The 15,038-nt window shown below is 64.7% G+C and carries 13 protein-coding genes; 4 read left to right on the forward strand and 9 right to left on the reverse strand.

The genetic code is table 11. The features are described from left to right. Positions 1-35: 35 nt before the first annotated feature. Together trxA and OK17_RS19460 are read left to right on the forward strand one after the other, a co-directional pair. A complete protein-coding gene (gene trxA / locus OK17_RS19455; RefSeq protein WP_232718399.1) occupies positions 36-374 on the forward strand; it encodes a thioredoxin in 339 nt (112 codons plus the stop codon). Positions 375-612: 238 nt separating this feature from the next. Beyond that, the gene (locus OK17_RS19460) at positions 613-1,746 is read left to right on the forward strand and encodes an N-acetylmuramoyl-L-alanine amidase (protein WP_232718400.1); all 1,134 of its coding nucleotides are present in this window, start codon (positions 613-615) and stop codon (positions 1,744-1,746) included. On the opposite strand, the gene OK17_RS19465 is transcribed toward OK17_RS19460, so the two are convergent. The 9 genes from OK17_RS19465 to rpmH all read right to left on the reverse strand — a co-directional run bounded on the left by OK17_RS19465 (position 1,691) and on the right by rpmH (position 10,944). Continuing rightward, positions 1,691-2,551 (reverse strand): hypothetical protein, encoded by an 861-nt coding sequence (locus OK17_RS19465; RefSeq protein ID WP_232718401.1) that lies wholly within the window; start codon positions 2,549-2,551, stop codon positions 1,691-1,693. The genes OK17_RS19460 and OK17_RS19465 overlap by 56 nt on opposite strands. Positions 2,552-2,697: 146 nt before the next feature. Then, positions 2,698-3,738, reverse strand: coding sequence for a ParB/RepB/Spo0J family partition protein (locus OK17_RS19470; protein ID WP_232718402.1), 1,041 nt, complete (start codon positions 3,736-3,738; stop codon positions 2,698-2,700). Between the two features lie 34 nt (positions 3,739-3,772). Next, positions 3,773-4,729 (reverse strand): ParA family protein, encoded by a 957-nt coding sequence (locus tag OK17_RS19475; RefSeq protein WP_308196004.1) that lies wholly within the window; start codon positions 4,727-4,729, stop codon positions 3,773-3,775. A 225-nt stretch (positions 4,730-4,954) separates the two neighbouring features. After that, complete coding sequence (gene rsmG, locus OK17_RS19480; RefSeq protein ID WP_232718404.1) at positions 4,955-5,656, reverse strand: 16S rRNA (guanine(527)-N(7))-methyltransferase RsmG; 702 nt, start codon at positions 5,654-5,656, stop codon at positions 4,955-4,957. Positions 5,657-7,947: 2,291 nt separating this feature from the next. Beyond that, positions 7,948-8,592 (reverse strand): Jag family protein, encoded by a 645-nt coding sequence (locus tag OK17_RS19485; protein ID WP_232718405.1) that lies wholly within the window; start codon positions 8,590-8,592, stop codon positions 7,948-7,950. Between the two features lie 40 nt (positions 8,593-8,632). Beyond that, positions 8,633-9,823 carry a membrane protein insertase YidC gene (yidC, locus tag OK17_RS19490; RefSeq protein WP_232718406.1) on the reverse strand — a complete coding sequence of 397 codons (1,191 nt, stop codon included), beginning with the start codon at positions 9,821-9,823 and terminating at the stop codon, positions 8,633-8,635. A gap of 28 nt (positions 9,824-9,851) precedes the next feature. Next, entirely contained in the window at positions 9,852-10,328 is a 477-nt protein-coding gene (gene yidD, locus OK17_RS19495) for a membrane protein insertion efficiency factor YidD (protein ID WP_461418444.1), read from the reverse strand. Beyond that, on the reverse strand, positions 10,325-10,756 hold the full coding sequence (rnpA, locus tag OK17_RS19500) for a ribonuclease P protein component (protein ID WP_232718408.1): 432 nt from the start codon (positions 10,754-10,756) through the stop codon (positions 10,325-10,327). The genes yidD and rnpA overlap by 4 nt, the downstream gene beginning before the upstream one ends. Positions 10,757-10,800: 44 nt before the next feature. Then, positions 10,801-10,944, reverse strand: a complete 144-nt coding sequence (gene rpmH, locus OK17_RS19505) for a 50S ribosomal protein L34 (RefSeq protein ID WP_006437507.1) — start codon at positions 10,942-10,944, stop codon at positions 10,801-10,803. 515 nt (positions 10,945-11,459) lie between these two features. Here rpmH and dnaA point away from each other — a divergent pair. Both dnaA and dnaN read left to right on the forward strand, forming a co-directional pair. Beyond that, the gene (dnaA, locus tag OK17_RS19510; RefSeq protein WP_232718409.1) at positions 11,460-12,992 is read left to right on the forward strand and encodes a chromosomal replication initiator protein DnaA; all 1,533 of its coding nucleotides are present in this window, start codon (positions 11,460-11,462) and stop codon (positions 12,990-12,992) included. Positions 12,993-13,850: 858 nt separating this feature from the next. Continuing rightward, positions 13,851-15,020 carry a DNA polymerase III subunit beta gene (gene dnaN / locus OK17_RS19515; protein ID WP_232718410.1) on the forward strand — a complete coding sequence of 390 codons (1,170 nt, stop codon included), beginning with the start codon at positions 13,851-13,853 and terminating at the stop codon, positions 15,018-15,020. Positions 15,021-15,038 lie beyond the last annotated feature (18 nt).

Here is a 15,038-nt window from a genome sequence, read left to right on the forward strand (position 1 = left end):
TCATTCTTTTGAGTCCATCTGAGGAGGACATCACCATGGGTGCAAACACGGTCGTCGTCAACGACACCACCTTCAAGGACACCGTTCTCGGCGCCGACAAGCCGGTCCTGGTCGACTTCTGGGCCACCTGGTGTGGCCCGTGCCGCATGGTCGCCCCGGTTCTCGAGGAGATCGCCCGCGACAACGGTGACAAGCTCACCGTCGCCAAGCTCGACGTCGATGAGAGCCCGGCCACCGCGCGTGACTTCCAGATCATGTCGATCCCGACGATGATCCTGTTCGACAAGGGTCAGCCGGTGAAGACGATCGTTGGGGCCAAGGGCAAGGCGGCTCTGCTCCGTGAACTCGATTCGGTGATCGGTCAGTCGGCCTGAGCTGCTGTTTCTTCTGATCCGCGACGAGAGTCCGACGGGTGAACGACGTTGTCGTCGGCCCGCGGGCTCTCGTCGTTGGTAGTGTCGGCCCGGGTCCCCGACCATGAGGGACACGAGCCGGCAACCACGCCACTGGAGCTGTTCCAGTTTGGTGTAGTGAACTTCAGCTGAGAGAATGCAGGCTGATGCTGACCGGTACCGCAGTCACGCGGTCCGCCAGATATCGAGGGGTGACGACATGCCATTGTTCCGACTTGGGGATCACGGCTCGGCGGTGGCCGAGATCCGCGCCATCCTGGTCGGGCTGGGTCTGTTACCCGACGGTGGGAATCCTGTTTTCGACGAGGCCTGTGACCGGGCAATTCGGGCGTTCCAGCAGCAGCGTGGTCTGATCGTCGACGGCATCGTCGGCCCCGCGACCTACCGGGTTCTCCGAGAGGCCTCGTACCGTCTCGGCGCCCGAGTGCTCTCGTACCAGCTGTCGGCGCCCATGGTCGGCGATGACGTGGCGACTCTGCAGCACCGCCTCCAGAATCTCGGCTACTACACCTCGCTCGTCGACGGCATCTTCGGGCTCAACACCCACAACGCGGTCTGTCTGTACCAGAGTGAATACGGTCTGGCTTCTGACGGCATCTGCGGCCCGGCTACTCTCCGCTCTCTCGAGCGTCTCGGCACCCGTGTGACCGGTGGTTCGCCCTATGCCATCCGCCAGGAGGAGCAGGTTCGACGCTCCGGTCCGCAGCTGTCGGGCAAGCGGATCCTCATCGATCCGGGTTCGGGCGGGTTGCATCCGCTGTCCACCGGCGAGCTCGCCGAGCGCGAATCCGATCTGCTCTGGGATCTGGGTGCACGTCTCGAGGGCCGCATGGCCGCTGCCGGGATGCAGACCTTCCTGTCCCACGACGGTCGCGGCCGACCGGGGGACAATGAACGTGCCCGGGTCGCGAACCTCATGGATGCCGACCTGATGATCTCGCTGCGTTGCGGTCATTACCGCAATGCACAGGCAAACGGTGTCGCCTCGTTCTACTTCGGCAACAACCAGAACTCCTTCTCGACGATCGGCCGCAATCTCGCCGGGTTCATCCAGCGCGAGATCGCCGCTCGCACACCGCTTGCCGATTGTCGAACCCACGAGCGCACCTGGGATGTCTTGCGGCTCACCAGGATGCCGGTTGCCCTCATCGACGTCGGTTACATCACGAATCCGGATGATGCTGCGGTGCTGGGCAGTTCCGATTGGCGCAACGTCATCGCCGACGCCATCCTGGTCGCGGTGAAGCGGCTGTACCTGCTCGACCAGGACGATCGTCCTACGGGCACTTACACTTTCGCGGACCTTCTGGCCGCAGAGAACGCTTCGCACTGACGCAACCCGCTCCCGATCCCACCGGAACAGCTGTCCGCTGCCGTCCGGTGAGATCCATCTCGGCCATCACCACGAGCTTTTCCAGTGCGCTCTCGACTTCGAACTTCCAGCCGAGTCCTTCGTCGAGCTCCAGACGGAAACGCGGGAACCGTTGATGCGACGAGACGACGTCGAATCCGGAGTTCTTGAGGAACGACGCGTCGATCATGCACGAGGTGCACAGATCCGCCTGTGAGTCCTCGAGAATTTCCCGGGCGACTTCGATGATCGCCTCATCCGTCCAGAAGTCGAGGTCGGGGAGACCTACACCCGTGACGGCCTCACCCGTCTCCGCGGACCTGGCCGGTGTTCCACCGATCGTTCCGCCGAACTCGGCACCGCCGGCACCGTTTCGAACGAGTCCGAAGGCCTCCACTGCCCGGACACCGCGCCGGATCAGATCACCGAGGACCGCGTCGAGCAAGATCGTCGCAACTTCCTCATGTCCCGGCTCGGTGCGGATGCTGGTGAGTAGGACGGCGTCGTGACTGACCGGGGAAGTGGGGAAGTGCTGCGAACGGGGCACCCTGTTCGGCGGTGCGTAGAACGCCGTACCGATGACGGAACTGGTCGTCGAGTCGATGGCGACCTGTCCGCACGCACCCCACTCGAGGAGCAGCCCGGAGATCCAGGCCTCCTTGTCGAACTCGCTCTCGTAGGCCTGGCCGTTGGTGGTCGGCTCGACTTCCCAGAAGACACATCGGCGGGTGTGATGGGGGAGGGACTCGAAAGATCCGAGTTCCAGCCGCACGATCGACACGCTCATGTCACCGAACTCCGAGCCACAGGCGGGATCCGACGAAAAGTGTTGGGCTACAACCCATCCCGAAGTCCAGGCCGTTACCTGATCCGTCAATCGTCACAGTGACATTACTTCCGCATCCGCTGGTACCGAGAAATCCGCGGTGAAATTCACTTGTTCGGGTCGATGAACTGAACGATGCGTTCCAGGTCGTCAACCGATCCGAATTCCACGACGATCTTCCCTTTCCGCTTTCCTAGACTGACTGTAACCCTGGTGTCCAGGCTGTCGGACAGTCTCTCGGCAAGGTCCTGGAGTCCTGGCATCTGCATTGGCTTGCGCTTCGGAGCCGCTGGCTTCGCCTCGGGTCCGTCGCCGCGGTTGGCGAGAGTGACAGCTTCCTCGGTCGCACGAACAGACAGTCCCTCGGCGACGATTCGCGCGGCGAGAGCCTCCTGTGCGTCGCTGCCTGTCTCCAGGGAGAGGAGGGCACGGGCATGACCGGCCGACAGGACACCCGCCGCGACCCGACGCTGCACCGGAATCGGTAGCTTCAGCAACCGGATCATGTTGCTGATGAGCGGACGTGAGCGGCCGAGCTTGGCAGCCAGTTGCTCGTGGGTCACACCGAACTCTTCGAGAAGCTGTTGGTAGGCGGCCGCCTCTTCCAACGGATTCAGTTGTGCGCGGTGGATGTTCTCGAGCAGCGCGTCGCGCAACATGTCGCCGTCGGCGGTCTCACGGACGATGGCCGGAATGGCCTCGAGGCCGACCTCCTGGCTCGCTCGCCAGCGTCGCTCACCCATGACGATCTGGTAGGCCACACCGTCAGCCGTCGGCTCTTTCAGCCGTCGAACGACGATCGGTTGCATCAATCCGAACTCGCGGATCGAGTGGACGAGCTCGGACATCTGCTCGTCGTCGAAGACCGTTCGCGGCTGGTTCGGGTTCGGCTGGATCTGCTTGGGCGGGATCTCCCGATAGACGGCGCCGGCCTCCTCGCGGCTCAGTACGTCGACCGTCGAAGCATCGACAGGGGAGGAGGGCTGGCCGTCGACCACCGGCGACGGGCCCTTGCCGATGACGACGTCGGCAGCGGCGTTGCCCAGTCGCGGAGCATTCGACTGATCCTCGGTGGGACCGGTCGGGATTAGGGCGGCCAGTCCACGACCCAGCCCGCCGCGACGCTGCGCAGTGTCCCGTTGACTCATGCCTCTACCTCCACTCGGAACCGGATCTGTGTCGTCATGCCTGAGGGTTTTCCGATGCACCGCGGAGAGCGAGCTCGCGCGCCGCGTCAAGGTAACTCATCGCTCCACGTGAACCCGGATCGTATTCGATGATCGTCATTCCGTACCCGGGTGCCTCGGACACCTTCACGCTGCGGGGGATGATCGTGCCGAGCACCTTGTCGCCGAAGTGGCGACGGACTTCCTCGGCCACCTGATCGGCCAGCTTGGTCCGACCGTCGTACATCGTGAGGACGATCGTCGACACGTGCAGCCCACGGTTGAGGTGCGCTTGGACGAGCTCAATGTTCCGCAGGAGCTGCCCAACACCCTCGAGTGCGTAGTACTCGCACTGGATCGGAATGAGGACTTCGCGGGCGGCGACCATCGCGTTGACGGTCAGCAGGCCGAGCGACGGTGGGCAGTCGATGAACACGTAGTCGATCTGGTACTCGGCCAGCACCTCGTCGGAAAGCGCGTTGCGAAGCCTGTTCTCGCGCGCCACCAGAGAGACGAGTTCGATCTCGGCACCGGCCAGATCGAGTGTCGCCGGCACGCAGAAGAGACCTTGCTGGCTCGGTGACTCCTGGATGGCCTCCTTGAGGGTCACCTCGCCGAGGAGAAGTTCGTAGACAGAAGCAATGTCCTCGGCGCGATGATCGATGCCCAGGGCGGTGCTCGCGTTGCCCTGGGGGTCGAGATCCACGACGAGCACACGCAGTCCACGGACAGCGAGACCGGCTGCAAGGTTCACCGCTGTGGTGGTCTTACCGACGCCACCCTTCTGGTTCGCGACCGTCATGATCCGGGTGTGCTGTGGGCGGGGGAGTTGGCCGGCACCGCCCGGGGTCAGGACCTGGCTCGCGCGCTCCGCGGCCATGGCGATCGGGGTGTCGGCGTATGGTTCGCCCGCGGCGGGCGGGGCTCCAGCGGTTGGCGTTTCACGTGAAACGTTCGGGTCTTGATCGACCACGCGGGCACTCCTTTGACCTACCTGGTAGGCGTTCGAGTTGTCGGCTCCGGCGGACGTCGCCCCGGCTCCAACAGATGCAGAATCGTCGACGGCAGCACGCTGAGACGCGCTGCCAGAACGCTTTCTATTCTGCGCCTTACGCGGACTCCATACCAATTCAGAACTCCCTCTGTGTGACACCATCGGCGGGATCCGCCGCATCGGCCCGAATGATCGAGTCGGTGCTCATCGCCGTCGCTGCTTCTTGGCGGCGCGCTCCGCCTTCGTCCCTACGACGACCGTCGTCGGGGTGTCGAGAACCGCCCCGCAGGTGGCGACGCGGAGGTCGCTGATCCCGGTCCGTCCGACCACTGCGCGATCCCGCTCGATCTCTTCGGCTGCCGAGGATCCCTTGATAGCGATCATGCGACCGCCCCCGCGAACCAGGGGAGCGGACCATTTGGAAAGTCGCTCGAGCGGTGCAACGGCCCGCGAGGTGACCACGTCCGCGAGGCCGACATCGGCCCGGACCACTTTCTCCTCCGCACGGCCGCGAACGACCCGCACGTTCTCGAGACCGAGAGTCTCCACCGCTCGCTCCAGAAAGGTGCTGCGACGGAGGAGCGGTTCGATCAGAGTGATCGACACATCCGGGCGCGCGATCGCGAGAGGCAGGCCTGGAAGACCCGCACCGCTACCGACGTCGAACACCGTCTCGTCCTCCCGGATCAGTTCCCCGATCACCGCGCAATTGAGGATGTGGCGATCCCACAAACGAGGTACCTCTCGGGGTCCCATCAGACCGTGGTCGATCCCATCGGTAGCAAGTATTCGCCAGTACCCCTTCGCCAACTCCTTGCGCTCGCCGAACACCGCGTCAGCCGAAGCCGGCGGGGTCTGCAATGCGTCAAGGTCGGGATGGTCATCGGGTTGAGCGTCTGACGACACTTGGCCTCCGTTTCTAGTTGGTCCTATGACAGTGTTTCACGTGGAACCTGGCGCGGCCGACGGTCGGTGCACATCACAGTCAAGGGCACGTTTCACGTGAAACCACAGCCTTGTCATTCTTGTGCGGACGCGCCCCTGCGGGCTACTGAGAGCGCTGGTCCTTGGTTGGGCCGCGGACTAACAGACCGTCCGCAGGAAGGACCGACTGTAGAGACATAGGGACACCCGCGGGGCGGGTAGCGCGCCGGTCGCTAGTCGGACGACGGCCATACCTCGCCGCCATCGCACCCACGCGTGTCCCGGGGTAGCGATCAGAGAGGGGAGCGGAGTTGTCAGTCTTCGTACAGTCACGCATCCCGGCTGACCCCACGGTTTGATCCGTGAGCACCCCAACGACGTGGAGCGGCGCGGAGCAGCGACACCCCACCGACTTCAGCGACTGCCTCGGCTCTGGACAATCAGCCTCTACCGCTACACAGGGATGCCACCCAGAGGTCGTTACGGACAACCTCGTCCATCGCTCCGTCGCGCTGGGCGCAGATCTGATGCGACACAGTCGTCGGAGCTGGCACTCACGCGACTACCTGGACACGCGCAACCTGGACCGGGACCGGATCCGCCCGGTTTCCGTTCACAGTCTGTGACTCAGCATCGCGGCCAAGCGCGATGAGGCCCGCGAGCGCACACCCTGTCGGCGACGGTCGCCGTCCGCTCGGCAATCATGACCTGATCCAACGACGGGAGCGTCGAGCATTGCTCGAGTCGAAAGCGCTGGGCAAGCTCGGCTCAGACCGATGATCATTGCGGAGCGAGCAACCTGGTCTCCACGTCGACATTGCGGAGAGAACCCTCGTCCTATCGTGAGCTCGACACGGTCCGGCAAACCTGGTTCGACCTCAGACCGGATCGTCGGGCGCTTCGCCGAATGCGTGAGATTTCACGTGGAACCGAGTATTCCTGACCGACCACATGCTGACACCCGATGGCGGATGTTTCACGTGAAACGACACTGATGTCATTCCCCAGGGTGATTGCAGAAGCCGCCCTCGATCGGGGTGGGTGCCCCTGACCGGTCGGTCCGACTGCCTTACCGACATCCACCCTGCCCTATTTCGATGGACCGCAGCGACGCATCGACTCGCCCCAGCCATGGTCCAGCTCGACTGCTCACGTGGTCCGGTCCGTTCACCTCTGGGCGTCCTCGGATCACCCGGTGGGGGAGGGGGTGGTTGCCGCCCACCGTGCTTTCGTGCGCGTTCCGTTCCGCTTCGCCTGCGACGAACGGACAGCGTCGCAGATCAACCCGTCGAGGCGGAACGATGCGCCACCCATCGAGTGGTTCGAAGCCGGGCCACACCGGAAACCTCACCGAGAGCCGAGACGCGAACGCACTCCGGAAGATCGGCAAGTACAGCCGACGTGTCGCAAGCGACGCAACGGTCCCGGCAGACCCTGCCTCGATCGAAGTCCGTCCCGGTGGCCCGAAGAACCGAACAGTGGCGACCGGACTATCGCCGCGAGGCCTACGGACAACATCGCCGGCGCGGTTTCACGTGGAACCCCGCCGGTGCCATGTGCAGATGTCGCGGAGAGTGTCGATGTCCGACACGATGGGCGACGTCTGCCAAACCCGTTGCCAGCTGGTCGCGTGAGTGCCAGCTTGCCGACGAGCGTGACGCTTCAGACCGGTGCCCAGCGGGACGCAGCGATTGACGAGGTTGCGGTCAACCGCGAACAACAATCGGACAACCGACCGCGGTCACGACGGACGGGAGCGGGGTTCGGCATTCGCGACGTGCAACGGGCGCCACGAGCCCAGTGAGGTTCGAAACCGGTGACGCCGCCATCGGCGTAACGCTCCCACGGCATCAGTGCGGGCATCGTGCACTGCGCGCGAAATCCGGCCCGGCTCGTTGAGCACTCTCCGGCATCAAGGGAGCCGGGTCGAGATGAATCGACACGTGACGATTCAGCACCGATGCCCGAGGTCGTGGAAATTCGCGGTCCTTAATGGCCCGAAACGGTCAGTTCGACCACTTGACTGCCACGCGCGCCAGTCGACCGCATCCCTCAAACCGTCCCCGTCGCGAGCGCTCCTCATGCATCGACGACACAGTCGTTCCGAGTGGATGGAGGATCCAAGCCCGTCCGGTTTCACGTGAAACAACACCGTTGTGATTTCGTCCGGCGGCGCCGAGGGACCTGGGCGCCGATGGGATAGGGGAGTCCGAAACGACTCAGGCCCCGACCATCGGTCGGGGCCTGAGTGGAACTTCTCGTTCTGGTGAGTCCTACTCGGGGAGGACCACCACGCGACGCTTGGGCTCGGCACCCTCGCTCTCGCTGACAACACCGTCGACGGCGGCGACCGCATCGTGAACGATCTTGCGCTCGAACGGGGTCATCGGATCGAGCGCTTCACGCTCGCCCGACTTGAGCACACGCTCGGCGACCTCGCGACCGAGACGGGCCAGGCGGTCACGACGGTCGGCACGCCACCGGGCGATGTCGAGCATCAGCCGGCTACGCTCGCCGGTCGCCTGCTGGACCGCGAGGCGGGTCAGCTCCTGCAGGGCGTCGAGAACCTCACCCTTGCGGCCGACGAGCTTCGTCAGGTCGTCACCGCCGTCGATGCTGACGACGGCACGGTCACCGTCGACATCCAGATCGATGTCGCCGTCGAAGTCGAGAACATCGAGCAGCTGCTCGAGGTAGTCGCCCGCGATCTCCCCCTCTTCGACGAGGCGATCCTCATCGTCCTCGTCATCGTCCTGATCGTCGTCGAAGTCCTCGGCGGACTCATCGGTGACGTCGGTGTCGGCAGCGGCGTCCGCTCCGGTGGACTCGGTGGTGTCGGTCTGGGCTTCGGTCGTGGCCTTGGCGTCGTCCGGCGCCTCGGTCTCGGTTCCGGTTTGAGTTGCAGTCTCTGCTGTCATCTCATTCACCTAACTGTGTGCTTCGAACAAGTCTGTGCGGTCATCGCTTGCCGCGTTTCTTACCGCTCTTGGCGGTGGACTTTCCGCCCCGGTTGGGGGGTTGCTTCTTGGAACCCGGACCGGCGCCGGCGCCTGAGCGCGTCGGCTTCTGTCCCGGCTTCGGCTTCGCACTCGGCGCGGAGTCGGTGGTCTCGCTGGGGGAGGAGTCGGACGTCGTATCGGCGTCGTCAGCCGCACCCGCCTTGGTCATCGACACAGCCGTCGTCTCCGCGTCCCCGGAGGCATCAGCAGCTGCATTGCGCTTCTTCTGGCGGTCCGGACGCGCACCCGGCTTGGGGGCGTTCGCCTTCAGCTTCTCCTGCTTGAGGCGCTTGGCCTCTTCCTCTTCCTTCGCGATCTTGCCGAAGACCAGGTGCTGCTGGCCGTAGGTCCAGATGTTGTTGCTCATCCAGTAGAGGAGGATCGCGACGGGGAAGAACGGACCGGTGATCAGGATGCCGATCGGGAAGATGTACAGCGCGAGGTTGTTCATCATCCGGGTCTGCGGGTTCTCGAGAGCGGCCTCGGGCTGACGCTGCACCGATGCGCGCGAGTTCATGTGCGTCGCGATCGAGGCGATGATCATCATCGGGACGATGACGTAGCCGATCTGCACACGGGTGAAATCGATGGGGGCGCCGGGCTCGACGAATGCCTGGAACTCGGTGACCGGCTCGACGAGGTAGGACGACAGGGGCACACCGAACAGACGGGCGTCGAGGAAGTTCTGCACTTGATCGGCGCTGAAGACGTAGTTGCCCTGCGCCCGGGTCTCGGCGGCGCTCATGCCGAGCTGTCCCATGCCGGTACCCATGCGGTTGAACGAACGCAGCACGTGGAACAGACCGATGAACACCGGGATCTGCAGCAGCATCGGCAGGCAGCCGAGCATCGGGTTGAACCCGTGCTCCTTCTGCAGCTTCTGCATCTCCTCGGTCATCTTGACCCGGTCCTTGGCGTACTTCTTCCGGATCGCCTGAAGCTGCGGGTTGATCTCCTGCATCTTCTTCGTGGTGCGGATCTGCTTCACGAAGGGCTTGTAGAGAATCGCGCGCAGGGTGAAGACGAGGAACACCACGGACAATGCCCAGGCGATGCCGTCGCCACCGGGACTGCTGGGCGTGACGTAGCTGAAGAGCCAATGCCACACCCACATGATCCCGGAGACCGGGTAGTAGATGAAGTCGAGCACGGGTCAGGTACCCCTTACTTGTTGTTCTCTAGGTGGAATCGTTCCGCCGGGATGGTGGCTGATGGGTCCGGTCATCGTGGGCCTGCGGCCCGCCGGAGAGGTCACGGACCCGGCCGCAGAGATCGCTCCACAGTTCGCGGGGACCTTTGTCGGGGACCGGGTCGTATCCGGGTTTGTGCCACGGACCGCATTTGAGGAGCCGGACCGTCGCCAGCAGGGAGCCGTACAGAAAGCCGTGACGAGAGAGGGCTTCGACTGCATAACCCGAGCAGGTCGGTTCGAACCGACACGTGGGCAGCCGCAGCGGCGATACCCAGGTGCGGTAGAGCTCGATGAGGAAGATGACCGTGCGGCGGGGGAGCAGGTGGGCTCCGCGGCGCATCCGGGCGATGACGGTGAGCTGATCGTCCGCGTCGGCGGGCGAGTCGGTCCGAGTGTCCGGAGTCGACGATGACGGGGTGGGGGAGGGGGCCGATCCACGGTCATCCAGCTCGGAGTCGATCATCGACCGACACCCGCCCCGATCGGTGTGCCTGCGGTGGACGCCATTTCGACGACCCGCCGGCTGGAGAAGGCCGCCCGCAGTTGATCCGCCAGTTCTTCACTGGTCCTGTCCGCGGCACCGCGCCGAGCGCGGATCACCACGTATGTCTCGACGGCCGGACAGAGATGCCGGGTCGCCGCGAACGCGGCCCGCAGCCGTCGTGCGACGGCATGGCGGACCACGGCGTTGCCCACGGACTTGCTGACGACGAGGCCGAGCCAGGGTCCACCTGTCATGGCGACGTCGCGTCGCAACCCGGACGGATCCGGCCACTGTGGGCCGACCGGTGCCAGGTGTACGACGAAGTCACGAGCATTCACCCGCGCACCGGACTTCAGGGTGCGTGAGAAGTCGGATCCACGAGAGATCCGATGAGAAGACGCAGTCATCGATCAGCTGACCGGACCCGGAGGATCCGGTGGGTAGCCGACGATCAGGCGGTGAGCTTCGCGCGGCCCTTGGTACGACGGCTGCTGACGATCGCACGGCCGGCGCGGGTCCGCATACGCAGACGGAAGCCGTGCACGCGCGAACGACGACGGTTGTTCGGCTGGAAAGTACGCTTGCCCTTGGCCACGGTGACTCCTTGTGCTCCCTGTGAGCACGCCGGTTACCCGCACGTGACCCACATGTTGTCGTTGGTCGTTGATCCAGGACGGTGCCGAACTCTTGTCGGTGATGAACTCGGCGAACATGACAAAACGCCGCGCAAATCCGCTACCTGGATGACCAGTCGAGACTACTGACAGCGCGCGCTCAAATCAAACGCGGTCGTCGAGGCAGCAGAACAGTCTCTCACCAGGTGTGTTCTGAAGCACGCGGACGACGACAATCAGTTCGAACGAGTCAATTGTCCCGATCGCTTTGTCGCCCGCCGACACCTCTGTTAGGTTCTGTCAGAGCGTCGGCCGCGAACCCCTGCCGGACACCAACGAAGTGTCGCCGGGATCCGAGGTTACCGACCAAAGTCCCAAGTTCGTCATCACCGTTGTACACAGGTGTGGATAACTCTGTGGAGAGATGCGGTCGATGACGTGGGGTGCCCCGGCCCGCGTCAACGCTGGTAGTTTTCCGGGTCAGGAGGCCAGCCCCGTGACTTCAGACCGCGACACATTCGGTGAGGTGTGGCAACAGGTCGTCGCCGAACTCAACGACGACGAAGCCGCACGCGACCACGAACCACTGACCCGCCAGCAGAAGGCGTGGCTGTCACTGGTTCGACCCCTCACCCTCACCGAGGGATTCGCCCTCCTCACCGTGCCGACCGCTCTGGTCCAGGAACAGATCGAGCGCAATCTGCGCGAGACGATCCGCTCGGTCCTGAGCCGTCACCTCAACGAGCCGGTGGATCTCGGCGTTCGTATCCAGACACCCCGCAACGACGAACCGGTGCCGGAGCCGGCCGCGCCCGAACCACGCCTGGTCAACGGCGCGGCACCGGTCGACTACTCCGCGGTCCCGGGTGCGGCGATCGGTGCCGGATTCCCCGCGACCCCGGGTGCCGGAGCCGTGCCGGGTGGCGACACCGGACGACCGTCGGGCGACTGGGCCTCCTACTTCGCCGAGCGACCGACGAGTACGCCTTCGCCGTCGGGCGCAAACCTGAACCCCAAGTACACCTTTGACACTTTCGTCATCGGCGCGTCGAACCGTTTCGCGCATGCCTCCGCGGTCGCGGTGTCCGAGGCTCCGGCACGGGCATACAACCCGCTCTTCATCTGGGGAGAGTCCGGACTGGGCAAGACCCACCTGCTCCATGCGGCCGGCCACTACGCCCAGCGCCTGTTCCCGGGGATGCGCGTCAAGTACGTCTCGACCGAGGAATTCACCAACGACTTCATCAACTCGCTGCGTGACGACCGGCGGGTGGCGTTCAAGCGCCGCTACCGCGACGTCGACGTGCTGCTGGTCGACGACATCCAGTTCCTGGTGGGTAAAGAAGGTATCCAGGAGGAGTTCTTCCACACCTTCAACACCCTCCACAACGCGAGCAAGCAGATCGTCATCTCGTCCGACCGTCCGCCGAAACAGCTTGCAACCCTTGAAGATCGGCTCCGCACACGATTCGAGTGGGGTCTGATCACCGACGTCCAGCCGCCCGATCTGGAAACCCGCATCGCCATCCTGCGCAAGAAGGCGCAGATGGACAACATCGCGGTGCCCGACGACGTCCTCGAGCTGATCGCGTCGAAGATCGAACGCAACATCCGCGAACTAGAGGGTGCGCTGATCCGTGTGACGGCGTTCGCCTCGCTCAACGACGCAGCGCTCGACAAGTCGCTCGCCGACGTCGTGCTGCAGGCACTGCTACCCAACTCGGGCACCCTCGAGGTCAGCGCCGCCAGCATCCTGGCGATCACCGCCGAATACTTCGACATCTCGGTCGAGGAGCTGCGCGGGCCCGGCAAGACCCGATCCATCGCCCAGGCCCGTCAGATCTCGATGTACCTGTGCCGTGAGCTGACCGACCTGTCGCTGCCCAAGATCGGTGAGACATTCGACCGTGACCACACCACGGTCATGTACGCCGAACGCAAGATCCGCAAGGAGATGGCCGAACGCCGCAAGGTGTACGACCACGTCCAGGAGCTGACCGCCCGCATCAAGCAGCGTGCGGTGGGCTGACAGTCCTTACTCCTCTGCTCTCCACGCGCCTCTCGTGCCTTGCACGGGAGGCGCGTTTCGTGTGTCAGGGGCCGATCTGGGTGCTCCCGGAGGGGCCGACGTCAGCGGCGTCGTCTCACCAGGCCTTCGTGGCTCGTCGCTTGCGCTCCTCGCACCTCAGGCAGCAGTGAAGGCGTCACGCCGCCCGAAACAAGCAACAGTGAAGGCGTCACGCCGCCCGAAACAGGCAACAGTCGAAGGCGTCACGCCGTCCCTGATAGGGGAGCGAGCGGTGTCGCGGCGTCCGAAACGGAGAACGAGGTCGGCTTCGCATCCCGTCGGATCCGGCCCGCCCGAACCACAACTCTGCTCCCGGGGTCGAGACTGACACGTCGATCTTCTGTGTTCTCGCACACTCGGATCGGCCCTCTGGAATGACAATTTTCGGCTCCGCAGGCTGTGGATCGGCGTGGGATAACAGGGCAAGACCTGTGCACCGACGGTGGACGCCGCGCGAACAACAAGTTTTGTCCACAAATTCTTGGGATTCGGCTCAACGACGCTCCACCGGTCATGCACACCCGCGCACCCCGTCCGACTGGCCCGATGTGACAGTTGTCCACAGATTCCACAGTTCCTATTACTGAGATGGATCCCTCTCTAAAGAGAAATCTTTTGTAAGAAGGACTGTGCACAAACACCCATCCGCGGGCCCTGCGGGCCCGGCCTCCCGGATGGACTGACTTGGCCCCAACCATCCCGGTATGGGCGGCGGCGTTCTACAGTGGGATTCCCGGATGTGGGACGTGATCGACCATGCCGTCGTTTCGGCTCCGGCATGCCGACGATCCGCACGAGAGAGAAGGGCAATCTCCCAGCATGAAGTTCCGTGTCGCACGTGACGAGTTCGCCGATTCCGTCGCCTGGGTCGCTCGAAGCCTGCCCTCTCGTCCGCCGGTACCGGTTCTGGGCTGTGTGGTGCTCAATGTCGGCGAGACCGGTCTGACCGTCTCGGGCTTCGACTACGAGGTATCGGCCCAGGAGAACCTGGGTGCCGAGGTCGCCGAGCCCGGCCAGGTGCTGGTCTCCGGTCGGCTCCTGGCCGACATCACCAAGGCCCTGCCCAACAAGCCCGTCGACGTGACCCTCGACGGCGCCCGCGTCGCGATCACCTGCGGTAGCGCCAAGTTCTCCCTGCCGACGATGCCGGTCGAGGACTACCCGCAGCTGCCCGACGTCCCGGCCATCACGGGCACGATCCCGTCGCAGCTGTTCGCCGAGGCGATCTCGCAGGTTGCCGTCGCGGCCGGCAAGGACGACACCCTGCCGATGCTGACCGGCGTGCGCGTGGAGATCGAGGGCAACTCCGTGGTCCTCGCGGCCACCGACCGTTTCCGTCTGGCCGTGCGCGAATTGCAGTGGGAGCCTTCGGACCCCGACACCAAGGGGGCGGTCCTGGTCCCGGCCAAGACGCTTTCCGAGAGCGCCAAGACCGCGGGCTCGGAGGGCACCGGCGTCGTCTCGCTGGCCTTCGGCAGCGGTGCCGCCATCGGATCCGACGGCATCCTGGGCATCCTCGGCGAGACCAAGAAGACCACCACCCGCCTGCTCGACGCGGAGTTCCCGAAGTTCCGCCAGCTGCTGCCGGCCAGCCACACCGCAGTCGCCACCATCGACAGCGCCCCGCTGATCGAGGCGATCCGCCGTGTCGCGCTGGTCGCCGAACGCGGTGCACAGGTCCGGATGGAGTTCTCCGAGGGATCCGTGCTCCTCACCGCCGGTGGCGACGAGGCCGGCAAGGCCGAGGAAGAGCTGCCCGTGTCGTTCCACGGCGAGCCGCTGACCATCGCCTTCAACCCCGGCTACCTGCAGGATGGCCTCTCGGCGATCAACGCCGACAGCGTCGACTTCGGGTTCACCACCCCGAGCCGTCCGGCGGTCCTGCGTCCGGCCAGCGGCGAGGATCCGGTCGCAGACGAGTCCGGCGCCTTCGTCGCCCCCGAGAGCGCGTTCAGCTACCTGCTGATGCCGGTCCGCCTGCCGGGCTGACCCGCGCCGCGCACCCAG

It is taken from the genome of Gordonia sp. GN26, from assembly GCF_054823965.1.

Excerpts from the sequence above, each read along its gene's own strand:
- trxA (WP_232718399.1), top strand. The coding sequence starts at position 36 with ATGGGTGCAAACACGGTCGTCGTCAACGACACCACCTTCAAGGACACC.
- OK17_RS19460 (WP_232718400.1), top strand. The coding sequence starts at position 613 with ATGCCATTGTTCCGACTTGGGGATCACGGCTCGGCGGTGGCCGAGATC.
- OK17_RS19465 (WP_232718401.1), bottom strand. The coding sequence starts at position 2,551 with ATGAGCGTGTCGATCGTGCGGCTGGAACTCGGATCTTTCGAGTCCCTC.
- OK17_RS19470 (WP_232718402.1), bottom strand. The coding sequence starts at position 3,738 with ATGAGTCAACGGGACACTGCGCAGCGTCGCGGCGGGCTGGGTCGTGGA.
- OK17_RS19485 (WP_232718405.1), bottom strand. The coding sequence starts at position 8,592 with ATGACAGCAGAGACTGCAACTCAAACCGGAACCGAGACCGAGGCGCCG.
- yidD (WP_461418444.1), bottom strand. The coding sequence starts at position 10,328 with ATGATCGACTCCGAGCTGGATGACCGTGGATCGGCCCCCTCCCCCACC.
- rnpA (WP_232718408.1), bottom strand. The coding sequence starts at position 10,756 with ATGACTGCGTCTTCTCATCGGATCTCTCGTGGATCCGACTTCTCACGC.
- dnaN (WP_232718410.1), top strand. The coding sequence starts at position 13,851 with ATGAAGTTCCGTGTCGCACGTGACGAGTTCGCCGATTCCGTCGCCTGG.